This window comes from Geobacillus sp. TFV-3 (genome assembly GCF_009901865.1).
Lineage (GTDB): Bacteria > Bacillota > Bacilli > Bacillales > Anoxybacillaceae > Geobacillus > Geobacillus thermoleovorans_A.
Genome location: NZ_MPSP01000001.1, coordinates 2,664,430 through 2,688,582, shown reverse-complemented (window position 1 = coordinate 2,688,582; position 24,153 = coordinate 2,664,430). Strand labels below are relative to the sequence as shown.

Annotated in this window: 17 protein-coding genes, 8 pseudogenes and 1 riboswitch; of the genes and pseudogenes, 18 read left to right on the top strand and 7 right to left on the bottom strand. The window is 49.8% G+C overall.

Annotation, left to right across the window (positions count from 1 at the left end; all coding sequences use genetic code 11):
- Positions 1–99 precede the first annotated feature (99 nt).
- The 9 genes and pseudogenes from BJQ97_RS13565 to BJQ97_RS13530 form a co-directional block, all read left to right on the top strand.
- Entirely contained in the window at positions 100–1,374 is a 1,275-nt protein-coding gene (locus BJQ97_RS13565) for a sugar ABC transporter substrate-binding protein (protein ID WP_160156988.1), read from the top strand.
- Positions 1,375–1,442: 68 nt separating this feature from the next.
- On the top strand, positions 1,443–2,723 hold the full coding sequence (locus BJQ97_RS13560; protein ID WP_160156987.1) for a carbohydrate ABC transporter permease: 1,281 nt from the start codon (positions 1,443–1,445) through the stop codon (positions 2,721–2,723).
- Complete coding sequence (locus BJQ97_RS13555) at positions 2,723–3,565, top strand: sugar ABC transporter permease (RefSeq protein WP_160156986.1); 843 nt, start codon at positions 2,723–2,725, stop codon at positions 3,563–3,565. The genes BJQ97_RS13560 and BJQ97_RS13555 overlap by 1 nt, the downstream gene beginning before the upstream one ends.
- Before the next feature lie 72 nt (positions 3,566–3,637).
- The gene (locus BJQ97_RS13550) at positions 3,638–5,173 is read left to right on the top strand and encodes an alpha-amylase family glycosyl hydrolase (protein ID WP_160156985.1); all 1,536 of its coding nucleotides are present in this window, start codon (positions 3,638–3,640) and stop codon (positions 5,171–5,173) included.
- On the top strand, positions 5,174–6,214 hold the full coding sequence (locus BJQ97_RS13545) for a LacI family DNA-binding transcriptional regulator (protein ID WP_160156984.1): 1,041 nt from the start codon (positions 5,174–5,176) through the stop codon (positions 6,212–6,214).
- Between the two features lie 113 nt (positions 6,215–6,327).
- Positions 6,328–6,627, top strand: a pseudogene (locus BJQ97_RS13540) (sigma-54-dependent Fis family transcriptional regulator); the annotation flags it as partial.
- A pseudogene (locus tag BJQ97_RS13535) lies at positions 6,628–7,221 on the top strand (RNA-guided endonuclease TnpB family protein); the annotation flags it as partial. It abuts the pseudogene before it with no gap.
- A gap of 325 nt (positions 7,222–7,546) precedes the next feature.
- Positions 7,547–7,669: pseudogene (locus BJQ97_RS18180) on the top strand (sigma 54-interacting transcriptional regulator); the annotation flags it as partial.
- Positions 7,670–7,692: 23 nt separating this feature from the next.
- Positions 7,693–7,956: pseudogene (locus BJQ97_RS13530) on the top strand (2-oxo acid dehydrogenase subunit E2); the annotation flags it as partial.
- A gap of 190 nt (positions 7,957–8,146) precedes the next feature.
- Here the strand turns inward: BJQ97_RS13530 and BJQ97_RS13525 are convergent.
- Positions 8,147–9,011: pseudogene (locus BJQ97_RS13525) on the bottom strand (SDR family oxidoreductase).
- Between the two features lie 215 nt (positions 9,012–9,226).
- On the opposite strand from BJQ97_RS13525, the pseudogene BJQ97_RS13520 reads away from it, so the two are divergent.
- Both BJQ97_RS13520 and BJQ97_RS13515 read left to right on the top strand, forming a co-directional pair.
- A pseudogene (locus BJQ97_RS13520) lies at positions 9,227–9,400 on the top strand (IS256 family transposase); the annotation flags it as partial.
- A 190-nt stretch (positions 9,401–9,590) separates the two neighbouring features.
- Complete coding sequence (locus BJQ97_RS13515; protein ID WP_160156983.1) at positions 9,591–10,082, top strand: hypothetical protein; 492 nt, start codon at positions 9,591–9,593, stop codon at positions 10,080–10,082.
- Here the strand turns inward: BJQ97_RS13515 and BJQ97_RS13510 are convergent.
- The gene (locus tag BJQ97_RS13510) at positions 10,040–10,309 is read right to left on the bottom strand and encodes a hypothetical protein (RefSeq protein ID WP_160156982.1); all 270 of its coding nucleotides are present in this window, start codon (positions 10,307–10,309) and stop codon (positions 10,040–10,042) included. The two genes, BJQ97_RS13515 and BJQ97_RS13510, sit on opposite strands and share 43 nt — an antisense overlap.
- 319 nt (positions 10,310–10,628) lie before the next feature.
- On the opposite strand from BJQ97_RS13510, the gene BJQ97_RS13500 reads away from it, so the two are divergent.
- Positions 10,629–11,381, top strand: coding sequence for a YqcI/YcgG family protein (locus BJQ97_RS13500; RefSeq protein WP_160156980.1), 753 nt, complete (start codon positions 10,629–10,631; stop codon positions 11,379–11,381).
- 3 nt (positions 11,382–11,384) lie between these two features.
- Complete coding sequence (locus tag BJQ97_RS13495; RefSeq protein ID WP_160156979.1) at positions 11,385–12,023, top strand: LysE family translocator; 639 nt, start codon at positions 11,385–11,387, stop codon at positions 12,021–12,023.
- A 97-nt stretch (positions 12,024–12,120) separates the two neighbouring features.
- Here the strand turns inward: BJQ97_RS13495 and BJQ97_RS13490 are convergent.
- From BJQ97_RS13490 to BJQ97_RS13475, 4 genes and pseudogenes are all read right to left on the bottom strand, one after another.
- A pseudogene (locus BJQ97_RS13490) lies at positions 12,121–12,225 on the bottom strand (AAA family ATPase); the annotation flags it as partial.
- Between the two features lie 276 nt (positions 12,226–12,501).
- Positions 12,502–15,912 carry a methionine synthase gene (metH, locus tag BJQ97_RS13485; protein WP_160156978.1) on the bottom strand — a complete coding sequence of 1,137 codons (3,411 nt, stop codon included), beginning with the start codon at positions 15,910–15,912 and terminating at the stop codon, positions 12,502–12,504.
- Positions 15,905–17,755 carry a bifunctional homocysteine S-methyltransferase/methylenetetrahydrofolate reductase gene (locus tag BJQ97_RS13480; protein WP_160156977.1) on the bottom strand — a complete coding sequence of 617 codons (1,851 nt, stop codon included), beginning with the start codon at positions 17,753–17,755 and terminating at the stop codon, positions 15,905–15,907. Before BJQ97_RS13480 ends, metH begins: the two co-directional genes overlap by 8 nt.
- 69 nt (positions 17,756–17,824) lie before the next feature.
- A riboswitch (SAM riboswitch) is annotated at positions 17,825–17,927 on the bottom strand.
- Positions 17,928–18,043: 116 nt separating this feature from the next.
- Positions 18,044–18,427: a zinc ribbon domain-containing protein gene (locus BJQ97_RS13475; protein WP_160156976.1), complete on the bottom strand. Its 384-nt coding sequence runs from the start codon at positions 18,425–18,427 to the stop codon at positions 18,044–18,046.
- 289 nt (positions 18,428–18,716) lie between these two features.
- Here BJQ97_RS13475 and BJQ97_RS13470 point away from each other — a divergent pair, with 289 nt between their 5' ends.
- Genes BJQ97_RS13470 through BJQ97_RS13455 form a run of 4 tightly spaced genes read left to right on the top strand, consistent with a single transcriptional unit; the run spans position 18,717 to position 22,458 of the window.
- Positions 18,717–19,778 carry an ABC transporter ATP-binding protein gene (locus BJQ97_RS13470; RefSeq protein ID WP_160156975.1) on the top strand — a complete coding sequence of 354 codons (1,062 nt, stop codon included), beginning with the start codon at positions 18,717–18,719 and terminating at the stop codon, positions 19,776–19,778.
- Positions 19,775–20,584, top strand: a complete 810-nt coding sequence (locus BJQ97_RS13465) for an ABC transporter permease (protein ID WP_201451698.1) — start codon at positions 19,775–19,777, stop codon at positions 20,582–20,584. The genes BJQ97_RS13470 and BJQ97_RS13465 overlap by 4 nt, the downstream gene beginning before the upstream one ends.
- Positions 20,581–21,384, top strand: a complete 804-nt coding sequence (locus BJQ97_RS13460) for an ABC transporter permease (protein ID WP_160156974.1) — start codon at positions 20,581–20,583, stop codon at positions 21,382–21,384. Before BJQ97_RS13465 ends, BJQ97_RS13460 begins: the two co-directional genes overlap by 4 nt.
- Positions 21,385–22,458 carry an ABC transporter substrate-binding protein gene (locus tag BJQ97_RS13455; RefSeq protein WP_160156973.1) on the top strand — a complete coding sequence of 358 codons (1,074 nt, stop codon included), beginning with the start codon at positions 21,385–21,387 and terminating at the stop codon, positions 22,456–22,458.
- A gap of 40 nt (positions 22,459–22,498) precedes the next feature.
- Here BJQ97_RS13455 and BJQ97_RS18085 read toward each other — a convergent pair.
- A pseudogene (locus BJQ97_RS18085) lies at positions 22,499–22,642 on the bottom strand (DUF1572 family protein); the annotation flags it as partial.
- Between the two features lie 357 nt (positions 22,643–22,999).
- Here BJQ97_RS18085 and BJQ97_RS13445 point away from each other — a divergent pair.
- Positions 23,000–24,148, top strand: coding sequence for an iron-containing alcohol dehydrogenase (locus BJQ97_RS13445; protein ID WP_160156971.1), 1,149 nt, complete (start codon positions 23,000–23,002; stop codon positions 24,146–24,148).
- Positions 24,149–24,153: the final 5 nt, after the last annotated feature.

The window sequence follows — 24,153 nt, the reverse complement described above, 5'->3', positions numbered from 1 at the left end:
GTGCAATCGTTTTCATGGAAAGGATTAAAATTTATTTGTGCAAACGTTTGCCTTATGATTGTACCGCTAAGATTCCGTCATGGTGACAGGAGGGGGATTATGAGAAAAGCGTTATCTTTATTTCTCATGGCCGTGTTGTTGATTGGCGTGCTGGCTGCCTGCGGTCCGAAGCGCGATGTCCAGCAGCCGAAAGGAAACGACCAAAAGACGGCGGAACAGGCCAAAAAACCAGAGAAACTAGTCGTGTGGGTGAACGATGATGAAAAACAAAAACAAGCGCTGAAGGATATTTTTCAAAAGTACACCGAAAAAACCGGAATCAAAATCGAAATGGTGGCCGTCAGCATGCTCGACCAGACGAAGAAACTGGCGCTTGACGGCCCGGCGGGCAAAGGGCCGGACGTGTTCTATCAGCCGCATGACCGCATCGGCGACATCGTGCTGCAAGGATTGGCCGACCCGGTCGACCTTGGTGATGTGAAAGGCGAATACAGCGAGACCGCCGTCAATGCGGTGACGTATGACGGGAAAACGTACGGCGTCCCGATGGTCGTCGAAACGTACGGCGTGTTCTACAATAAAAATTTAGTGCCGGAAGCGCCGAAAACGATGGATGATTTAATGAACATCGCCAAGGAAAAAACGAATGCGTCGAAAGATCAATACGGCTTTCTAATGGAAGCGGCGAACTTCTATTTCGTTTATCCGTTCTTTGCCGGCTACGGCGGCTATGTGTTTAAAAATGAAAACGGCAAATACGATACGAGCGACATCGGGCTTGCGAACGACGGGGCGGTCAAAGGTGCCGAGCTTGTCCAGTCGTGGTTTAAAAACGGCTATATTCCGAAAGAGATCACGGGCGATATTATGAACGGGCTGTTTACAAAAGGAAATGTGGCCGTCGTCATCACTGGTCCGTGGAACATTGCGTCGTATAAAGAAGCGTTGGGCGACAAATTGGCGACCGCGCCGCTGCCGGTGTTAGACAACGGCGAGCATCCGAAATCGTTTGTCGGCGTGAAAACATGGATGCTCTCAGCCTATTCGCAAAACAAAGAATGGGCGGTTGATTTCATGAAGTTTGTCACGAACGAAGAAAACTCGCTCCATTACTATGAAGTGGCGGGGGAAATGCCGGCGAATGAAAAAGCGTTGACGAATGGGAAAATTACGAATGATCCGTTGATCGCCGGTTTTGCGGAGCAAATCCAATACGGCGAGCCGATGCCGAACGTGCCGGAAATGTCGCAAGTGTGGGAGCCGATGGGCAACGCCTTGCAATTTATCGCCAAAGGCGACAATCCGAAAGCAGTGCTGAGTGAGGCGGTCAAAACGATTCAGGATAAAATTGCCGCCAGCGGCGCCGGGAAATAATGATTGAGATCGCGGTGGATAGGGCTCGCCCTATCCACCATTGTCATCTACCGAGAGGGGGAGTTAACATGCCGGAAGCAAACGTCCGCCATCGGCCGGCGGTGGCGATGGCGCTGTCGCTGTTGTTTGCCGGCCTTGGACAATTGTACAACCGCCGGTACATCAAAGGGCTTTTGTTTATCGTCATTGAAGCGTCTTTTTTGATCACCTTTTACAATTTTTTGAACATCGGGCTCTGGGGGCTTGTGACGCTGGGAGAAATCCCGATGCTCGACCATTCGATTTTTCTCTTGATTCAAGGATTGGTTTCTGTCATCATCATCGCTTTTGCGGTCGCTTTGCATATCGCCAACATCATCGATGCGCGCAACGATGCCCGCCGCCGGCAGCGCGGTGAACCGTTTCCATCGCTGATCGAATCGTGCCGTCATGCGTGGGATCGGGGATTTCCGTACGTCTTTGTGACGCCCGGGCTCGTGATGCTGTTGTTTATCGTTGTGCTGCCGCTGTTGTTTATGGTGTCGCTCGCGTTTACCGACTACAACTTGTACCACTCGCCGCCGCGCCATTTGTTGAATTGGGTGGGGTTTGAAAATTTCAAGAACTTAGTGTCGATTCCGATTTGGAAAAGCACGTTTTTCAGCGTTCTCGCTTGGACGATTGTCTGGACTGTGGTGGCGACGACGGCGCAAATTGCCCTTGGACTGTTTTTGGCGTTGCTTGTCAACGACCCGCGCATCAAGTTTAAGCGGTTCATCCGTACGGTGTTGATTTTGCCGTGGGCTGTGCCCGCGTTTGTCACGATTTTGGTGTTTGCGGCGATGTTTAACGACAAATTCGGCGCCATCAACCGCGAAGTGTTGAGTTTGTTTGGACTGTCGATTCCGTGGATGACCGACCCGTTTTGGACGAAAGTGGCGCTCATTTTGATTCAGACGTGGCTTGGCTTCCCATTTGTATTTGCCTTGTTTACGGGCGTTTTGCAAAGCATTTCCCGCGATTGGTACGAAGCGGCCGACATCGACGGAGCGACGCGCTGGCAAAAGTTTCGCTCGATCACCTTGCCACACGTGCTGTATGCGACGGCGCCGCTGTTGATTATGCAATATGCCGGCAATTTCAACAACTTTAACATCATCTATTTGTTCAACGACGGCGGCCCAGCGGTGCGCGGACAAAACGCCGGTGGCACCGACATTTTGATTTCTTGGGTGTACGATTTGACGTTTACGACAAACAACTACAATATGGCGGCGGCGATCTCGCTCATCATCGGCTTGATCGTCAGCGGGTTTGCCATTTACCAGTTCCGGCGCACCCGTTCCTTTAAAGAGGAGGGGAACATTTGATGGACCGCAAATGGAAATCGCACGTGGAAGTCGCGCTTATTTATTTGTTTATCGCCTTCATGTTTGTCGTCATCGCCTATCCGCTCCTTTGGACAATCAGCATGTCGCTCAATCCAGGAACAAGCCTGTATTCAGCATCGCTCATCCCTGAGAAGTGGACGTTCGAGCATTATAAATGGTTATTTACCAGCCCGCAGAGCGATTATTTGCTTTGGTATAAAAACAGCTTGTTTGTCGCTGCAGCCAACGCGGTGCTGTCGGTCTTGTTCACGGCACTCATCGCCTATGCGTTTTCGCGCTACAAGTTTGTCGGGAGAAAAACAGGGTTGTATTTATTTTTAGTCCTGCAAATGTTTCCGTCGCTCATGGCGATGGTGGCGATCTATATTTTGTTAAACATGCTTCATCTGCTTGATTCGCTTTGGGGGCTCATTCTTATTTACGTCGGCGGGCAAATACCATTTAACGCGTGGCTTGTCAAAGGCTACTTTGACACGATTCCGCGCGAGCTGGACGAGGCGGCGCGCATCGATGGGGCCGGCCACTTCGGCGTCTTTTTCCGGATTATGCTGCCCTTAGCCAAACCGATTTTGGCCGTTGTCGCGCTGTTTAACTTTATGGCGCCGTTTACCGACTTTTTGCTGCCGTCGATCGTCTTGCGCGATCCGGACAAATTTACGCTGGCGGTTGGGCTGTTCAACTTCATCAGCGACCGGTTCGCGAACAACTTCACCCGCTTTGCCGCCGGCTCGATTTTGATCGCCGCCCCGATTGCCATCGTCTTTTTGTTCTTGCAACGGTATTTGATTTCTGGCTTAACGGCTGGTGGCACAAAAGGGTAAGAACCGCTATCATAGAATAGGGGGCTTACCCGTTTCCGAACGAGCAAATGAATCGGGAAGGGAGGAATGGAAATGGGGAACCGGCTCTTTATGTTGTTCGTCCTTCCGTTCCTTCTTTTTTATGCCATGCCGGCTGCGGCGGCGGAGAAAGAAGAACGGACGTGGCAAGATGAAGCCATTTATTTCATTATGGTCGACCGGTTTAACAATATGGATCCGACCAACGACCAGGACGTGAATGTGAACGATCCGAAAGGGTATTTCGGCGGCGACTTGAAAGGGGTGACGGCGAAACTCGATTACATCAAGGAGATGGGATTTACCGCCATTTGGCTGACGCCGATTTTTAAAAACATGCCGGGCGGCTACCATGGTTATTGGATCGAAGATTTTTATCAAGTCGATCCGCACTTTGGCACGCTGGGTGATTTGAAAACACTTGTCAAAGAAGCGCATAAGCGCGACATGAAAGTCATTTTGGACTTTGTCGCCAACCATGTCGGCTACAACCATCCGTGGCTGCATGACCCGGCGAAAAAAGACTGGTTCCACCCGAAAAAAGAGATTTTCGACTGGAACGACCAAACACAGCTTGAAAACGGCTGGGTGTACGGACTCCCGGATTTGGCGCAAGAAAATCCAGAAGTCAAAAAGTATTTAATTGATGCTGCCAAATGGTGGATCAAAGAGACCGACATTGACGGCTACCGGCTCGATACGGTGCGCCACGTGCCGAAATCGTTTTGGCAAGAGTTTGCGAGAGAAGTCAAATCGGTGAAAAAAGACTTTTTCCTTCTCGGTGAGGTATGGAGCGATGATCCGCGTTATATCGCTGAATATGGAAAGTACGGCATCGACGGCTTTGTCGATTACCCGCTGTATGGCGCGGTGAAGCAGTCGCTTGCTAGGCGTGATGCGTCGTTGCGCCCGCTGTATGATGTCTGGGAATACAACAAAACGTTTTACGACCGACCGTATTTGCTCGGGACGTTTTTGGACAACCATGACACCGTCCGCTTTACGAAGCTAGCGATTGACAACCGCAACAACCCGATTTCACGCATTAAACTGGCGATGACGTATTTGTTTACCGCCCCTGGCATCCCGATCATGTATTACGGGACAGAAATCGCCATGAACGGCGGCCAAGATCCGGACAACCGCCGTCTGATGGATTTCCGCGCCGACCCGGAAATCATCGATTATTTGAAGAAAATCGGCCCGCTTCGCCAACAGCTGCCGTCATTGCGGCGCGGCGATTTTACGTTGCTATATGAAAAAGACGGCATGGCGGTGTTCAAGCGGCGCTACCAAAATGAAACAACCGTCATCGCCATCAACAACACGGGGCAAACGCAGCACGTTCATTTGACGAACGATCAGCTGCCGAAAAACAAAGAGCTGCGCGGCTTTTTATTGGACGATTTAGTGCGCGGCGATGACGACGGCTACGACCTTGTGCTCGACCGCGAAACGGCGGAAGTGTACAAGCTGCGGGAAAAAACCGGGATCAACATCCCCTTTATCGCGGCGATTGTCGCCGTCTACGCTCTCTTTCTCCTATTTTTGTACTTAGTGAAAAAACGGGCGAAACGGATTCATGAATAAATGAAGGAAAGGAGGGAGCTTATGACCGTTACGATTAAAGATGTGGCGAAAAGGGCCAATGTCGCGCCGTCGACCGTCTCGCGGGTGATCGCCGACAGCCCGCGCATCAGTGAGAAGACGAAGCAGCGGGTGCGCGAGGCGATGAAAGAGCTTGGCTATCATCCGAACTTTATCGCCCGCAGCCTCGCGAGCCAGACGACGCAAGTCATCGGCATCGTCATGCCGAGCTCGGCCGACCAAGCGCTGCAAAACCCGTTTTTCCCTGAAGTCATCCGCGGCATCAGCAAAGCGGCCCATGAAAAGCGGTACGCCTTGCAAATGTCGACAGGAGAAAAAGAAAGTGACATTTACGAACGGGTCGTGGAGATGCTGCAAGGACGGCGCGTCGACGGGGTCATTTTGCTTTATTCACGGCAAAACGATAAGCTCATGAAATACTTGCAAAAGCACGACTTTCCGTTTGTCGTCATCGGCAAGCCGCACCAAAAGGCAGAACAAGTGACCCATGTCGACAACGACAACGTGCAGGCGGGAAAAGATGCGACGAACTACTTGATCGCCCGCGGCCATGAACGGATCGCTTTTGTCGGCGGCAATCCGCAATATTTAGTGACGGTGGACCGCCAAAACGGTTACGCTGCTTCGTTGCATGAAGCCGGGCTGCCGTACCGCTCGGAATATGTCGTCTATGAAGAATTTCTGCAAGAAGGCGGCCAAGAGGCGATGAAGGAGCTTCTTTCTTTGCCTGAGCCGCCGACTGGGCTCGTTGTCGCCGATGATCTCATGGCGCTCGGGATGCTCAAAACGCTCGATGAAATCGGCCTTCGCGTCCCGGAAGACGTGTCGATCGTCAGCTTCAACAACACGCTGCTTGCGGAGATGTCGCGTCCGCCGCTCACGTCGATCGACATCGGCATTTTCCAGCTTGGCTATGAAGCGGCGAAAAGTTTAATTGAAAAAATCACAAACCCAAACGAACCGATCAAACGCATCATCATCCCGCACCGACTCGTTGAGCGTGGGTCGTGCACTAAACGATAAACGGGCCATTCACAAAAAGCAGCCATCGCGGCTGCTTTTTTTGATTTGAAAAAGGAAATCAACAAGTCGGGGAGAAAAAAGAAAACAAAAGCAAACACGGAGGTGAACATCAAATGACCGTGACCCGCGAACAGGTGAAATCCATGTGGGAAAAGTTCGTATTTCATAACGAGCTCGATCCCGATCTGCCGCCCATGATTCGAGACTCTTGGCTTCGGTCGAAAAAAGCGATGGTTGATCCGTTTCGGCCGTACGGGTGGATTAAAGAAATCGACAATGAAAAGTACCGCTCCTTGATCGATTGGTCATTGCCGTTAATGGAAGGGTTGTATTCGATTGTCAAAGGATCTGGATTTTTGGTGATCCTGTGCAATGAAAACGGACAGTTGCTTTTGTCGATTGGCGATCGCGATCTCACATTTGAAGTCAAGCCGTGGCACGAAACAAAGGTGATGGGGGTTGACGTTGGGCTTCGCTATATCGCCGTTGCCAGCGTGGGAACGAAATCGTGGTTTTTCAAAGGGAACCAATGCACCTTTGTGCGCCGACGATATGCGGCTTTGCGGCGAACGTTGGGCCAAGCGAAGAAGCTTCATATGATTCGCAAAATCGGCGATAAAGAGTCCCGCTGGATGAAGGATATGAACCATAAAATCAGCCGTCAAATCGTCCGTTTTGCCCTTGCCAACGGTGTTGGCGTGATTCGGATGGAAATTTTGACGGGGATTCGGAAACGAGCCGCTTCGGCCAAAGAAGCGGGACGAAATCTTCATTCATGGGCGTTTCATCAACTGCAAACGATGATTGCCTATAAGGCGGAAATGGCGGGCATTCGGGTCGAGTGGGTGAATGCGACCTACACCAGCCAAACATGCCGATGCGGGCATCGGGAGAAAGCGAACCGAAACGGCATCCACTTCCGATGCCAAAAGTGCGGATACACCATCCACGCCGACTTGAATGGCGCGATCAACATCGCCAAAGCGATTTCGGGCTTCGCCGCCTAACCTCGCGCACTGGTCACAGGTGCGCCGCCCATTGGGGTACATCTTAACCCGATGGGACGGGGTGATGACACACCCCTGAACTTGGGCGTTGTCTGAACCAGAAATGGATGAGGACGCGAACGACCCAAGAATCCCACGCCCTTTAGGCGTGTGGAGTGTCAAACGAAAATATGCCAGTCGTGGACGTGTTCCGCTGCCTCCATCCATGATCCCGACGGTCGAATCATTGGTGTATTGAATATGTCAGGACCCTATGAAAAAGTGCACTCTCATCACGCGCCCCTATCAAGAGGCATGGCTGAATCGGCTGATCCATGGAACCGCAGATTCCAACGTGTTAATATTAGGGGAAAGCGGAACAGGAAAAGAGATGGTGGCTCAGGCGATTCATAATGAGAGCAAGCGGAAAAACAAGCCGTTTATTGCCATTAACTGTGGGGGCATACCGCCAGCGGAGATGAGCGGGGGGGGGGGGGGACATGCACAATTTCGAATATCGGCTCGGCCAATGGTTCATGGTTCACGTCGATTATTCATTATCCGCAGTCTTGCCTTTTAGGAATCGGGAAAGTTGAGAAAAAACCGGTGGTTGTCGATGATTCGATTGAGATTGCTTTTGTGATGCCGCTGTCCCTTACTTATGATCACCGTCTGATCGATGGCGTGATGGCTCAACACGCCTTAAATGAATGTCAAACGTACTTGTCTGAACCGGATTGGCTGCTTGTGATGTGACAAAAAACCCCGCCCCCATTCCGGGGTGGGGTGAGAGAAGAGGGGCACCTTGCAAAGAAGTAGAGGAACATCGTAGGTTTATCATATCGATTTTTTAACAATCATTCTACATTTTTGTAAGAAAAGGTAACGCGATTTTGTCAAAAAGGCTTGGCAACGGCGGCCGCATCGAAACGGGCAGCCGCTGTGGTCAAACGCTGATGAACTTGCCGCCATTTACATGAAGCATTTGCCCGGTCATGTAGGACGATTCGTCGCTCGCCAAAAAGACGTAGCACGGAGCGACTTCGCTCGGCTGGCCGGGCCGTTTCATCGGCGTGTTGGCGCCAAATGCGGCGACTTGCTCGCTTGGGAACGTCGACGGGATGAGCGGCGTCCAAATCGGGCCTGGGGCGACGCCGTTGACGCGGATGCCTTGGCCGACGAGCGCTTTGGCGAGCGAACGGGTGAACGCCACGATCGCGCCTTTTGTCGCCGAGTAGTCGATCAACTGTTCATTTCCCTCATAAGCGGTGATTGAGGCGGTGTTAATGATGGAGCTTCCGTTTTTTAAGGTGCGGGAGCGCCGCTTTCGTTAGGAAAAAGCAGCCGAACACGTTCGTGCGGAACGTTTTTTCCAGCTGCGCGGCGGTAATGTTGAGAAAATTCGGCTGTGGGTGCTGCTCGGCGGCGTTGTTGACGACGATGTCGAGCTTGCCAAACACTTCCATCGTCTGCTTCACCGCCTCTTTACAAAACGCTTCGTCCCCAATGTCTCCCGCAATGGTCAAACATCGTCTTCCTTCCTGTTCGACGAGCCGTTTCGTTTCCTCGGCATCTTCGTGTTCGTTGAGATAGACAATCGCGACATCGGCGCCTTCTTTGGCGAAATGGACCGCGACCGCCCGGCCGATGCCGCTGTCGCCGCCGCTGATGATGGCGGCTCTGTTTTCGAGCTTGCCGCTTCCTTTATAGGTGTCTTTGATCGTGACCGGCTGCGGGTTCATTTCCGTTTGCAGGCCGGGCTGGCGCGTCTGGTGTTGCGGGGGCAGCGTTGCTTGTTGTTTTGTAACCATCATTTCTCCTCCTTGGCTGTCATTGTCATTGTTAGTATGGGACGAGGGAGGGAAATTATGTGTCGGATCGGGATTCATGATAAAAATGAGTGATGAGGATCAGGAATCATAATCCAAATAGGGAACACAAAAAATATTTATTCTACCCAAAAAGAAAAAGGTAGGGTATTCTCTGATTGAACGAAAAACATTCCAGAGAAAGGAGAACCCTACCTATGTCTAAAAGTATACCGAATGTAGACTGGGCAAATCAACTGGAAAATGCCATTCGTCAGTTTGTGAAGGAAAAATTAGAGCTGATTATGCGGGAAGAAATCAAACATTTTCTCGAAATCGAACAGGCGGACACATCCAATATGAGAAACGGCTGCTATCAACGAAATCTAGAAGGCCGGTGAATTAATGGGGCATAGACTTCCCTCATGTCGAATGTTGAAGGCCATTCTCCCCGCCATTTAGCGCCAAAATTTCCGCCATGCCGTATGGGGTGGTTTTTTATTTCTTTATATACAATTTGTTCTAAAAAAGGGATTGACGGATAAGTTTTTTTTTTTTTTATGATTATTTTGTGAATTATTTTTGAAATGGCAGGGTGTACATGGTTGTGATAAGAAAATGATTTTGTTTTTTTGCTTTGTTTTATGTTTTGCTTCAATATCTCCAAAAGTTTTAGCAAAAGAAAAGTATTCAAATAGAGAGTCGTTTTATACAAGTGTCATGCCTGTATATAGTATGGAAAATAGAAAAAAGGTTGGACAAAAATCTTTTGAAACTAGTGTTAAAATTGAAAACAAGACTAATGATACTGAAGAAGTAATTGTTTCAACAAAGATAATTACAGAAGATTTCCAATCAGGAGAGGTTCGCGAAGAATATAGCACGCAAACATATTTAAGAAGAATAAGATATATAAGTTGCAATTTTGTTTTACATGGCATTGTTCGCTCTTCTTGTCACCGTGCCAGTTTGTCAGGTGGTAAAGACGGGACATGGAGATCGGAAATTCTTTATGACAACCTATATATATTTTACACATGCATTTTCATTCTTCTTTTTCTTTTATCCAGATGATAAAGGAAGTGAGTTATGAAAGTATTTTTGAAAAAAGTTTTCCTGTCGATTGTGTTGTTTTTCTTGCCGCTTTCACTATTCAGTTCATGGTCTTTTGCGTAGGCTGTTTTTCCGTTTTCGTTGTTGCTCATTTTTCTTGTTTGTGCGGTGACAGAAGCTGTTCTTTTGTTCTTCGATAAGAAATTCCATTCAGCATTCGTTTTTATTGCGGCAACGCTTGTATCCATTCCGTTTTATCCGTCTGTTGCTTTTATCGTACCGATTTACGTTGGAGTAGTTGGATATGATGTCGGAAGAAGATTATTTACGAAAGGTTAGCTTCATTATTTCCACCATCCCACATGAGGTGGTTTGTTGTGATTCATCACCAAAAGATGTACTTGACTTTTTAAAGACAAACATGATAGCAATGTTGCTCAAAGAGACGCATAGTATTAAAAGGAAAAATGCTGTTTTGTTTTGATTTTCTCTATTATGATCGTCTTTATTTGTCAAGTACACTTTGTGGTGAAAAGCCTATATTATGTAATTGGGGGAAGATATATTATGTTGGCCAAAACTGAAATAGTTTTAGGTCAACATGAAATAAAAAAGAGAATGGAGGAAGGGAGATTAAAAGATTGGGAGTTAGAATGCTACCAAAACTTTAGAAATAATATCCTAGATGGGGAACATCCTTACCCATGTTATTTTGCAGTAGAAGCTGAGAAAAAGGGGCTATCCAGATATATTTTTGTACAATCAACATCGGATGAAAATGAACTCTTAAGATTAAGAGATGGTTTGTATGAATACATTAAGACATATAGAAATATTGGAAAACGAACAACTTTAGTCGCATTTTTTAAACCACCGATAGAAAGAGTGTATGCAGAATACTACAAAAAACAATTTTGGAAAGTGCTACAGTTTTTAATGGATCATGATCCTGAACCTTGGTGTAAAGATATCCCTGAAGATCCGAACCATCCTAAGTGGGAGTATTGTTTTGGGGGAGAACCTATTTTTGTTGTCTGCAGAGCTCCTATTTATCATGCAAGAAAAAGCAGATACACAGCTAATGGGCTTGAAATTACTTTCCAACCGAGAGGTACACTTGATGATATTACAGGAGATACTCCAAAAGGTCAACAAGTAAGAGAAATTATTAGATCCAGATTAAAACAATACGATGCAATTCCCCCTCATCCAGATATAGGCGATTATGGAGACCCTGACAAAAGAGAATGGAAACAATACATATTACCTGATATAAATGAAGAAAGTGTGATGAGGTGTCCATTAAAAAGGAGAGATTAATAGATGCTAAATGGTTTTTTTGCTTCGATTCTTCTTGGCTTATCTTTATCAATTCCGATTGGTCCTATTAACGTAGAAATGGTGAAGCGGGGAATAAAATATGGATTTTTTCATTCATGGGTTGTCGGATTGGGAGGAATGTCAGCGGATATTGTACTAATGTTTGCAATCTTTTTTGGTTTATCCGCTTTTTTAACAAAATCCGTTGTACAGCTCATCATGTGGCTCTCTGGTTTCTTGATTTTGTGTTATTTGGGTTATGATAGCATAAAGGAAGCATTTAAAAAAGTTGAAATAAGCGGGGAGGTTAACAAAGAAGGTTTATTTAAATCATATCTTTCGGGTTTCTTCATTGCTATATCGAATCCACTCAATATTGTCTTTTGGGTTAGCATCTATGGATCGGTATTAGCTATGGAATTGAATTCTGTCGAAAGGTATCAGGCACTTGCTGAAAGTAGTGCAATATTTTTGGGTATCGCATTATGGGATTTTACAGTAGCACTATCTGTACATTTCGGAAGAAAAATGATAAGTGAAAAGTGGTTAAAATGGCTATCAGTTGCAGCAGGAATCACATTAATTGGATTTGGCATAAACTTTGCGTATAAAGCATTTAAAACATTTTTACATATGGTTTGATGTAAATGAAAAGAGGTGTTAGCTATATCATTTTCTAACTGTCAAGGCCGATTATTTTTTTTCAAAAATCGCCGGTTTAAAATTCCCCAGAAGGACCTCATGGATCCTTCTGTTCTTCTTCTTGGAGCCTCTTTTCCCGTAATCGATAGCTTTCCCCCCCTTTTAGGTTGAAAATGATGGAATGATGTAGTAATCGATCTAAGCTTTAAGATTTCTTGGGCATCCAAATGTGAGAAATTATGCAAAGGTCGCGAAATATGAGTTCAAATAGGAACTTTCATAAATGGCACGGATTTGAACGCTCATCATGTGGCAACTCCCTTGCTTTCCGTGTATTTCAAGGATTCATTCGACAGGAACATGAAAAATCCTCCCGATTTTTGTCGAGAGGGTGCGAAATGTGAGGTATATCGTTCGGGTGGAGCATTCAACGAAAAACGACAAATGAGCCGGCCTATTCGGCCAGCTCGTTTCCTGTTTATAATACATTGAAATACCGCGCTTCCGGGTGAGCAAAGACAATAGCGGAGACGGATGCTTCCGGCTCCATCATATAGCCATCGGTGAGGTGGATGCCGATGTCTTCTGGATGAAGCAGGCGGAACAGTTTCTCTTGATCTTCCAAGTTCGGACAGGCTGGGTAGCCGAACGAGTAGCGCTGGCCTTGGTATTTGGCGGCGAAGCGCGCCTCCATCGTGAAGTGCGGATCGTCCGGAAAGCCCCAGCGGTCGCGCATAATTTGATGGATTCGTTCGGCGAACCCTTCGGCGATTTCAAGCGCCAATGCTTGGATGGCGTGGCTTTTCAAAAATTCCCCTTCGTCTTTCCACCGCTGGGCGAGTTCGCGGACGCCATGCCCGGCGGTGACGGCGAACAAGCCAACGTAATCCATTTCGCCGCTTTCTTTTGATTTTAAGTAATCGGCAAGGCAAAGGTACGGCGGCCTTGGCTGACGCGGGAAGTCAAACGTTTCAAGCGTTGTTTGCCGGTCGGACGGATCGTAAATGTATACGCGGTTGCCGTCGCTTTGCGCCGGGAAAAAGCGGTAGACGCCAGCAGGCTGAATCCAGTGATGTTCTTTCGCTTCGGCGAGGAGTTCGTCGACGACCGCTTTTAACGCCACCGCTTTTTCGTCTTTCTCCTCAAGCAGCCGTTTCACCTTTCCTTTCAAGCCGAGGTGGTGTCCGAGCACCATTTGCCAGTTGACGTACGGCAGAATGTGGTCAAGCGGCACATTTCGCAGCACGTGGCGGTCGAGGTCTGCCGGGACGTAGACCGGCACATCGGTCGAGACGTTCGATTTGGCCGCTATGGTGACAGCAGTGGTTCCCGTCGGGTCGGTTTCTGCCGCTTCTTTTTTCTTGTAGTCAATCTCTCCTTGCTGGATTTGGTTGGCGAGCGCAAGCCCGTCCATGGCGTCTTTCGCGTACAGGACGACGCCGTCGTACTCGGGCGCAATTTTGTTTTCCGTAAACTTGCGCGTCAAGGCGGCGCCGCCGACTAAAATCGGGGTTGAGATGCCCGCTTGGCGCAAATCTTGGGCGGTGACGACCATCTGCTGGGCCGATTTGACGAGCAAGCCCGACAGCCCGATGATGTCCGGTTGATGTTCGCGCACCGCTTCAATGAGTTGTTGCGGGGCGACTTTAATGCCGAGGTCGATCACCTCGTAGCCGTTGTTGCTTAAAATAATGTCGACCAAGTTTTTGCCGATGTCATGGACATCGCCTTTGACGGTGGCGAGAATGACTTTTCCTTTTGTGCTTCCTTCTTTCTTTTCCATATACGGCTCTAAAAAGGCGACGGCCGCTTTCATCACTTCCGCGCTTTGCAGCACTTCGGCGACGATGAGCTGGTTGTTGTTGAACAGCCGCCCGACTTCATCCATGCCGGCCATAAGCGGGCCGTTGATGATCGACAGCGGATCGGAGTAGGTCTCAAGCGCCTTCTCCAAATCAGGAATGAGCCCGTCTTTCGACCCTTCAATGACGTAGCGGGCGAGCCGCTCTTCCAAGCTCAAGTTCGTCTGCGACGGTTTGGCGGTGGTGATTTTGCTTCGGTAAAATTCGATAAAGGCGTTTAATGTTTCGTCGTTTGTGTCAAAAAGAAGCGCCTCAGCCATTCGCACTTCCTCTTCCGGAATCGAGGCAAAACGCTCCAGTTTCTCGGTGTTGACGATGGCGTAATCGAGCCCGGCTTGCGTGCAATAGTATAAAAAGACGGAGTTGAGCACCTCGCGTCCGGCCGGCGGCAAGCCGAACGAGACGTTGCTGATGCCGAGCATCGTCAAGCACTCGGGCAGCTGCTCTTTAATGAGGCGGATGCCTTCGATCGTTTCTTTCGCCGCGCCGATGTATTGCTCATCGCCAGTGCCGACCGGGAAGACGAGCGGGTCGAAAATGATGTCGCGAGCTGGGACGCCGTAGCGGTTCACCAGCAAGTCATACGAACGCAAGGCGATCTCAAGTTTCCGCTCCGCGGTGACGGCCATCCCTTGTTCATCGATCGTGCCGACGACGACGGCGGCGCCGTATTGGTGCAAGAGAGGAACGACTTTCGCAAACCGCTCCTCACCATCTTCCAAGTTGATCGAATTGATGATCGCTTTCCCTTGCGAGTAGGTGAGGGCGCGTTCAATGACGCGCTCGTCGGTCGAGTCGATGACGAGCGGCACTTTCACTTTTTTCACGACTTCGCGGACGAACTGTTCCATGTCATAGAGTTCGTCGCGGTCCGGGTCGGCCAAGCAAATGTCGATGACATGGGCGCCGTTTTTCACTTGGGCGCGGGCGATTTCCGCCGCTTCTTCGTACTTGCCTTCGGCGATGAGGCGCTTGAATTTCCGTGAGCCGATGACGTTTGTCCGCTCGCCGACGAAGAGCGGGCGCATCGTTTCATCATAAATGAGCGCATCGATGCCCGAGACGGCGTGCACATCAAACGAAGACGGGATTGCCCGCGGTGGAAGATCACGCACCGCTTCGGCAATGGCGCGAATATGGTCGGGCGTCGTGCCGCAGCACCCGCCGACGATGTTGATCCATCCCTTTTCGGCAAAGCGGCGGATTTTCTCCGCCAGCATGTCCGGCGTTTCATGGTAGCGGCCTTCCTCATCCGGCAGACCGGCGTTCGGGTAACAGCTGACCGCCGTATCTGCAAGCGAGGCGAGCGTGCGCAAATGGTCGGTCATAAACTCCGGGCCGGTCGCGCAGTTTAAGCCGACGGCGATCGGCTTCATATGGCGCACCGAGATGAAAAATGCATCGATCGCCTGCCCGGCAAGCGTCGTGCCCATCGGTTCGATCGTGCCGGAAATCATGAGCGGCACGCGGCGGCCGACTGTCTCAAACGCTTTGGAAATGCCGAGAAAACCGGCTTTGACATTGAGTGTATCTTGGCACGTCTCGAGCAGAAGAAGGTCGACGCCGCCCAACAACAGCCCACGCGCCTGTTCTTCGTAGGCGGCGACAAGCTCATCAAACGTCGCCCCGCCTGTGACCGACAACGTTTTCGTCGTCGGGCCCATCGAACCAGCGACAAAGCGCGGCCAGTCCAGCGTCGAAAACGATTCCGCTGCTTGCTTGGCGAGCTTGGCCGCTTCGATGTTCAGCTCAAGCGCTAAATGACCTAGGCCGTATTCATCCAGCACGATGCGTGTCGCCCCGAACGTGTTCGTTTCAATGATATCAGCGCCGGCGTCCAAGTACGCTTCATGGATGCCGCGGATGACATGCGGGGCGGTCAATGTCAAATATTCATTGCATCCTTCATACGCCTCGCCGCCAAAGTCGGCGGCCGATAAATTCGCGTTTTGGATCATCGTGCCCATGGCGCCGTCGATGACAAGAATTTTTTTCTTCAGCTGCTGTTCTAAGGTGACCTTAGCCATGAACAACCTTCCTTTCTTTCGCGGCCGCTTCTTTTTCGTGAATGTAGCGGACAAGCTCGACCGTCATGTCATAGCGCAAAAACGGCGTGATCAAATAAATGCCGTTAAACAAATCGAACGTAGCGTCAATGAGCGATTTTGCGATGGCGATCCCTTCGCGCGCTGCTTGCACCGGGTCGCCGCCGCAGGCGGCCATGCGGGCGCGAATTTCATCGGAAAGGGTGATCCCCGGCACTTCATGATGCAAAAACTCGGCGTTGCGCGCGCTCACAAGCGGCATAATGCCGATGTAAATCGGCGTGTCAAGGTGTTTCGTCGCCTCGTATATTTGTACGATTTTTTCTTCCGAGTAAACGGGTTGGGTCAAGAAATAGTGAGCGCCGCACTGAATTTTTTTCTCCATCCGCTCGACCGCTTTATCCAAATGGCGAACGTTCGGATTGAACGCCGCGCCGATCGAGAAATTCGTTTTTTGCCCAAGCGGTTTGCCCGAGTATGCCATCCCTTCGTTAAACTGGCGGATCAAGCGGATCAAATCGAACGAGGAGACATCATACACCGACGTCGCTCCCGGGAAGTCGCCGATTTTCGACGGATCGCCGGTAATGGCGAGCACGTCGGTGATGCCGAGCGTATGCAAGCCCATCAAATGCGACTGCAAGCCGATCAAATTGCGATCGCGGCATGTAATATGCACAAGCGGGCGGACGCCGAGCCGCTCCTTGATGATCGTGGCGACAGCGGCGTTGCTGATGCGCGGCGTGGCGAGCGAGTTGTCAGCCAACGTCAGCGCGTCGATGCCGGCGTCATGGAGCGCCTTCGCCCCGGCAAGAAACTTGTCAATCCCCAATTTTTTCGGCGGATCCAGCTCCACAATGACCGAGCGGCGCGTGCGGGCGAGCTCGGGAAGAGGCGTGGCCGCTGACGGGATGTCAGCGGAAACAGATACAGAGATGGCGCGCCGTTTCACCGTTTTTTCCGTCACCGGCGTTCGGTCGGAGAGCGCTTTTGCCATCGCTTCAATATGTTTCGGCGTCGTGCCGCAGCACCCGCCGATCAAGCGCACCCCTTGGTCGCGGAACGCTTTGGCCGTTTCCTCGAAATATTCAGCGTTCGTCTCATAGACAAGCCGGCCGTCGCGGTAATCTGGAAGGCTGGCGTTCGGGTAGGCCGACAAAAACGCCTGCTTTGGCAGCGGCACTTCCTCGAGCGACTGAAGCATATAGTACGGCCCCAGCCGGCAGTTGAGCCCGACGACATCGGCCCCGAGCGCCTCTAGGCGGGCAAGGGCGTCCGCGAGCGGCGTGCCATCTTGCAAGACGCCGACTTCATGAAGCGAGACGTGAGCGATAAGCGGCAAGTCAGTCTCTTTGCGGGCGATGGCAAGCACTGTCTCCAACTCTTCCAAATCGTAATACGTCTCGAGCAGTACGCCATCAACCCCTTCCGCTAGCAACACAAACAGCTGCTCGCGAAATGTCCGCTTCACTTCTTCGAGCGTGACGACGCTTTTGTTTAACGTTCGCAGCCCTCCGATCGTCCCGAGCACGTATGCTCTCCCGTTGGTTGCTTGTTTCGCCAGCCTAACAGCGGCGCGATTGATCGCCGGCACATCGTCTTGCAAGCCGTAGCGGGCGAGTTTCACATAGTTGGCGCCGTATGTATTCGTCTGAATGACATCGGCGCCCGCGGCGATATACGCCTCGTGAATATGAACGATTTCATCTGGATTGGATAGATTCAATTCTTCAAAACAACGGTCGATGCCGTGCGAATATAGAAGCGTCCCCATCGCTCCGTCAGCGATGAGAATGCGTTTTTTCAACTCATCCAGCAATCCCACGTTCCATTCCCCCGTTTCTCCGTAGTAAAAGAAAAAAGCCTTCTAAGAAGAAGACTTTTCATTCGCTTCTTCTTATCTTCCAGGCTTCCGCCTGTCTGGATTTAGCACCTTGGCCGCGGGCCAGGTTGCTGAGGGTTCACCGGGCCAGTCCCTCCCCCTCTCTTGATAAGAATGCCGGTATGAAATTTGTGCGGTGACGTTTTGATGATTACTATATAATTTAATGTATTTTTCGAAATTATTCAATACGGTGAAGCAAGGAAATTTCAAAAAAAAGAATTTCCCGAATCAAGGGAGAAGCGCTTTCCCACATCGGGGGCAAAATTGGAAATCGTGCCGCACATGCCCGCCGCAATGAGGACAATGCTTGTTTGGCTGTTTATGGCTTCCGAATCGGACGTTCAGCGGGTCGGGCTCTTCCTCGCTGTCGACAATGTCCAACAAGGACATGCGCTGTTTTCCCGTCGCGTTTTTGTAATGATAAATCCCTTGAAACACGCCGATGGCGATGACGACAAGGCCGAAAAACGGAAAAAAGCGGGCGGCGGGAAACGGCGAATCAGCGGTGATGGAGAATGCCATCACCATCCAAAAGATGCCGAACAACACAGCGGCGATGCTTCCAATCAATCCTTGCATCGACGGGCCGCGGCCGGGTTTGATGCTTTTCAAGTTTATTCCTCCTAACCAATATATCGTAACTCCATTATAATAGAAAAAACTGGTTTTTACTATCCTCAACTGTTAGTCCAGCTCGGGAGAAAAGGGTGTTTTCGATCTATTGACTTGAGCGAAGAAAATGTTGCGGCTTCCTGATCCAATCCGAATGGTCAGCCGTTTTTTTATTTTTTAGCATTGGCATGGGCGGGAAGATGGTTCAACGATCGTTTTGTCGTTGCACTTTCGCTGCCCCTATGTTCTAATTAGGAATGATAGAAATGAAGAAGACGGGGGGCTGGAAGTGAACGGAGAAGAAATCATCCGCTTCGAGCGAGTGACGAAGGAATATGACGGCATGACTGTATTGGATGATGTCAGCTTTGCGATTGAGCGCGGAAAGTTTTATACGCTGCTTGGGCCGTCGGGGTGCGGGAAGACGACGATTTTGCGGCTGATTGCGGGGTTTATCGAGCCAACGCAAGGAACGATTTATTTCCATGGGAAGCCGATTCAGAACGTCCCGCCGAACAAGCGGCAAGTCAATACTGTTTTTCAAGATTACGCCTTGTTTCCGCATCTTGACGTATTTGAAAACGTCGCCTTTGGCTTGCGCGTGAAAAAAATGAAAGAAGCAGACATTCACCGCAAAGTGAGCGAAGCGCTCCAGTTTGTCAACTTGGAAGGATATGAGCGCCGCCGCATTCAAGAGATGTCCGGCGGCCAGCGGCAGCGCGTCGCGATTGCCCGGGCGATTGTGAATGAGCCGGAAGTGCTGCTTCTGGATGAGCCGCTGTCGGCGTTGGATTTGAAGCTGCGGACGGAAATGCAGTACGAACTTCGTGAACTGCAGCGCCGGTTGGGGATCACGTTTATTTTCGTCACGCATGATCAAGAAGAAGCGCTGGCGATGTCTGATTACATTTTTGTTCTAAATAAAGGGAAAATTCAGCAGTTTGGAACCCCAAAAGAAATTTACGATGAGCCAGTGAACCGGTTTGTCGCCGATTTTATCGGGGAATCGAACATTCTACCAGGGCGCATGATCGAAGATTTTCTTGTCGAGTTTGCCGGCCAGCGCTTCGTTTGCGTCGACCGCGGCTTTGCCCCGAATGAACCGGTCGACGTCGTCATCCGCCCGGAAGATTTGGAACTCGCAGCGCCGGAAGCCGGCCAGATCGTTATTCGTGTCGATTCGCTCTTATTCCGCGGCGTCCATTATGAAATTTGCGGCTACGATGAAAACGGGAATGAATGGCTTGTCCATTCGACGAAAAAGGCGGAAGTCGGGGAAACGGTCGGCCTTCGTTTTGAACCGGAAGCGATTCACGTCATGCGGGCCGAAAGGGAGGACGGGAGCGAATGATGGAGCGGACGTGGCGGAACTGGTATTTAGTTCCTTATGGCATTTGGTTGGTATTGTTTGTCATCGCTCCAATCGTCTTTTTATTATACGAATCGTTTTTGGATATAGATGGACATTGGACATTGGCCAATTATGAAAAAGTGATGACGCCCATTTATGTAAAAATGATGGCGTATTCGTTTTGGTACGCGTTTTTGATTACCCTTGTGTCGCTGTTGATTGGCTATCCGACTGCCTATTGGCTGACAAAAACGAAGCACAAGCAGTTATGGCTGTTGCTGCTCATCTTGCCGATGTGGGTGAATTTGCTGCTGAAGGTGTATGCGTTTTTAGGGCTGTTCGGCACGTACGGTTTGGCCAACGCCCTGTTGCAGACGCTTGGCATCGGCGCACGGCAGCTGTTGTTTACCGATTTCAGCTTTGTGTTTGTATCGGTGTACATTTTTATTCCGTTTATGGTGCTGCCGATTTTTAATGCTCTGGAAGAATTGCCGCCGTCGCTCATTGATGCAGCCCGAGATTTAGGCGCTTCGGCGTGGACGACGTTTCGCCGCGTCGTCTTCCCGCTCACGCTTGGCGGGGTGAAGGCCGGCTGCCAAGCGGTATTCATCCCAGCGCTGTCGTTGTTTATGATTACGCGTCTTGTCGCGGGCAACCGCGTCATTACGCTCGGCACCGCCATCGAGCAGCACTTCCTTGTCACACAAGATTGGGGGATGGGGGCGACGATCGCCGTTGTCTTAATGGCGGCGATGGCCGTCATTGTCGTCTTGACAGGAACTGGAAGGAAAGAGGGAAGCCGATGAAACGGACACATTGGTGGGGGCGCGTGTATCTTTTGGTCGTGTTTGCCGTGATGTATACGCCGATTGTCTATTTGATGTATTATTCGTTCAACAGCGGCGGGGCGATGCACGATTTTCAATCGTTCACCTTGAAATGGTATCGGGATGTATTGTCGGACGATCGATTGTTGATGATCGTGCTGAATACGATTGTCATCGCCTTATTGTCCGCGGCGATCGCCACGATTTTAGGAGTCATGGGGGCATTGGCGATTTACTATGTCAAGCGGCAGCGGGCGAAAAACGCCCTTCTCGCCCTCAACAACGTGCTGATCGTCAGCCCGGACGTCATCATCGGCGCTTCGTTTTTGCTGTTGTTTACGATCGCTGGCATTCAACTAGGGTTTACATCTGTGCTGTTGTCCCATATCGCTTTTAGCGTGCCGATTGTTGTATTGATGGTGCTCCCTAAACTGGAGGAAATGAGCCCGACGTTGATCGATGCGGCGCGCGATTTAGGGGCGGGGCCTTGGCAAGTGCTGTCGGGCGTGGTGCTGCCGTTTTTGGCGCCGAGCATATGGGCGGGCTTTTTCATGGCGCTCACGTATTCGCTCGATGATTTTGCCGTGACGTTTTTCGTCACCGGCAACGGCTTTTCAACGCTGTCGGTGGAAATTTATTCGCGGGCGCGCCAAGGCATTTCGCTGTCCATTAACGCCCTGTCGACGCTGTTATTTTTCTTTACGATGCTGCTTGTCGTCGGCTATTATGTGCTCAGTCAAAAAGGCGGCCGAGTGTACGGAATAGGGGGGCGAAAGTAGGTGAAACGGCTTGTTGAAGGGTTTGCGGCCGTGTTCATCGCGGCGTTCGCTCTCATGTTTATCACCGAGCGGTTGAACGAAGCGGAAGGGTACGGCAGTGGCAAAACAGTGACCGTTTACAACTGGGGCGATTATATTGACCCCGCGCTCATTCGTCAATTTGAGAAAGAAACGGGTTGGAAAGTCATTTACCAGACGTTTGATTCCAATGAAGCGATGATGGCGAAAATCGCCCAAGGCGGGACGACGTTTGATGTCGCCGTTCCGTCGGACTACGCCATCAGCAAAATGATCGAGGAAAAACTGCTCCTGCCGCTCGATCACGACAAGCTGCCGAATCTAAAATATATTGAACCGCGGTTTCTCAACTTGTCGTTTGATCCGCACAACCGGTATTCGGTGCCGTATTTTTGGGGGACGGTCGGCATCGTCTACAACAAGAAAATGCTTGGCGGCAAGACAATCACCAGCTGGAACGACTTATGGGACCCGGACTTGCGCAATCAAATTTTGCTTGTCGACGGAGCGCGCGAAGTAATGGGCATGGCGTTAAACAGCCTCGGCTATTCGCTCAATGAGACGAACAAAGCCCATCTGCAAGAAGCAAAGCGAAAGCTCGATCGGCTCATGCCCAATGTGAAGGCGATTGTCGGCGATGAAATCAAGATGCTTCTCGCCAATGAGGAAGCGGCCGTTGGTGTCGTCTGGTCGGGCGATGCGGCGGAAATCATCGCGGAAAATGACAAGCTCGACTATGTCGTGCCGAAAGAAGGCTCCAACTTATGGTTTGACAACATGGTCATTCCGAAAACAGCGAAAAACATCGAAGGGGCGCATGCGTTTATCAATTTTATGCTCGACCCGAAACACGCGGCGCAAAACGCCGAGTATGTCGGCTATTCGACGCCGAACAAAAAGGCGCTTGCCTATTTGCCAAAAGACATCGCCGGTGATCGGCGCTTTTACCCTGATTTGGATTCGGCAGGGCATTTGGAAGTGTACGAAAACTTAGGAAAGCGAATGCTCGCCTACTACAACGAGCTGTTTTTAGAGTTCAAGATGCAGCAAAAGTGAACAAGCGATGTCCCCTTTACCGACGAAGCGAGCGCCGTCTTCATCCATGAGGACTGGCGCTCGCTTTTTGGCGGAAGGGCTGAGCGGTTTCTTTTTTTTTCGGGATGGTCAGTGTTTTCCAGCGATCGGCGTTCAGATGTTTGGTAATATAGACGATTTGTCTGATATGATATGAATAATGGTGTGCTACAGGTGGTGCGGTGACGGTAAAAGTGAGAAAGCCGTTGCGATGTACTAAAATGATGTGGCGGTGAATGTAGACGAGATTGTATTGGAACGACATTGAGAAGAACGAACATATCCGGGGGCGCTGCGTCCTATAAGGTCGGACAGTGTCAGGATTTTTGTTTGCAGGAAGTGCTCACCATGTTTGCCAAGTGTGTCATTATTTGTATAGCATAGAGGGATTTTCGTCTTGATCTCTCATTTCTCCTTCTCGTGCAGAAAATCAGGAGGATTTTTCATCCAGATGTCGAATGAGTGCTTAAAACATAAGGTTGTTGAGCAATAAAAAGAAGATGGCCAATAAGGGGGCACGAGGATGAACATTCATAAGTTCGTGATGCCCGAAGTGATTTTTGGCAACGGTTCCATTCATCAAGTAGGGGAAAGTTGTCTAAGGCTTGGTGCGACAAATGTGTTGATTGTCAGCGATCCAGGTGTTGCGGAAGCCGGTTGGCTCGATGTTGTCATTAAGAGTTGCAGGCAGGTAGGATTAAAATACACGATATTTTGTGATGTAACAATAAATCCAAAGGATGAAGAAGTGACAAAAGGCTGTGAAGCATATCTTGAAAATGAATGCGATGCTATCATTGGAATCGGTGGAGGCAGTTCTATTGATGCCGCAAAGGCTGTCGCCATTCTTGCTACAAACGGTGGACAAATTCATGAATATGAGGGAGTGGATAAAATTCAATTTCCCCTTCCTCCTCAAGTGATGGTTCCAACAACAGCAGGATCGGGATCAGAAGTGTCTCAATTTTCTGTTATTGTTGATACAAAAGAGAAAAAAAAGATGACGATCATTTCCCGATCTCTTATTCCTGATATTGCAATCATTGATCCAGAAACATTATCGACAAAAAGCGCTCATTTGACAGCCTCAACAGGATTAGATGTTTTAACGCATGGCATTGAGGCGTATGTAAGCTTAGCAGCTACACCGCTTACAGACGTTCAAGCTCAAAACGCTATTTCTTTAGTAGGAAAATATTTACGCCCTTCTGTCGCCTCTAAAATCAACCAAGAGGCAAAAACAAATATGGCAATGGGGAGTTTACAGGCAGGATTGGCTTTTTCCAACGCGATTTTAGGCGCTGTTCATGCAATGTCCCATGCTGTTGGGGGAAGGTATCCTCTTCTTCATGGGGATATAAACTCTATATTGCTTCCGCATGTGATGGAGTTCAATCTGTTGGCGAATCCGAAAAAATTTGCTGATATTGCTTATTTTCTCGGAATTGATACTCGCGGCATGTCCTATATGGAAGCGGGAAGAAAGGCGATTGAGTATGTAAAACAATTGGCAGAGGATATTGGGGTGCCGCAGCGATTATCTGATATAGGAGTGAAACAAGAAGAAATACGGAAAATGAGTTTGGTCGCCTTTCATGACGCATGTATGATCACCAACCCTCGTGATATCACTGTAGAAGAAATTGAGGGAATATTCAGAAAGGCGTGGTAAACAAA

Excerpts from the sequence above, each read along its gene's own strand:
- BJQ97_RS13445 (WP_160156971.1), top strand. The coding sequence starts at position 23,000 with ATGAACATTCATAAGTTCGTGATGCCCGAAGTGATTTTTGGCAACGGT.
- BJQ97_RS13550 (WP_160156985.1), top strand. The coding sequence starts at position 3,638 with ATGGGGAACCGGCTCTTTATGTTGTTCGTCCTTCCGTTCCTTCTTTTT.
- metH (WP_160156978.1), bottom strand. The coding sequence starts at position 15,912 with ATGGCTAAGGTCACCTTAGAACAGCAGCTGAAGAAAAAAATTCTTGTC.
- BJQ97_RS13460 (WP_160156974.1), top strand. The coding sequence starts at position 20,581 with ATGAAACGGACACATTGGTGGGGGCGCGTGTATCTTTTGGTCGTGTTT.
- BJQ97_RS13555 (WP_160156986.1), top strand. The coding sequence starts at position 2,723 with ATGGACCGCAAATGGAAATCGCACGTGGAAGTCGCGCTTATTTATTTG.
- BJQ97_RS13500 (WP_160156980.1), top strand. The coding sequence starts at position 10,629 with ATGTTGGCCAAAACTGAAATAGTTTTAGGTCAACATGAAATAAAAAAG.
- BJQ97_RS13495 (WP_160156979.1), top strand. The coding sequence starts at position 11,385 with ATGCTAAATGGTTTTTTTGCTTCGATTCTTCTTGGCTTATCTTTATCA.
- BJQ97_RS13465 (WP_201451698.1), top strand. The coding sequence starts at position 19,775 with ATGATGGAGCGGACGTGGCGGAACTGGTATTTAGTTCCTTATGGCATT.
- BJQ97_RS13560 (WP_160156987.1), top strand. The coding sequence starts at position 1,443 with ATGCCGGAAGCAAACGTCCGCCATCGGCCGGCGGTGGCGATGGCGCTG.
- BJQ97_RS13510 (WP_160156982.1), bottom strand. The coding sequence starts at position 10,309 with ATGGATACAAGCGTTGCCGCAATAAAAACGAATGCTGAATGGAATTTC.
- BJQ97_RS13565 (WP_160156988.1), top strand. The coding sequence starts at position 100 with ATGAGAAAAGCGTTATCTTTATTTCTCATGGCCGTGTTGTTGATTGGC.
- BJQ97_RS13545 (WP_160156984.1), top strand. The coding sequence starts at position 5,174 with ATGAAGGAAAGGAGGGAGCTTATGACCGTTACGATTAAAGATGTGGCG.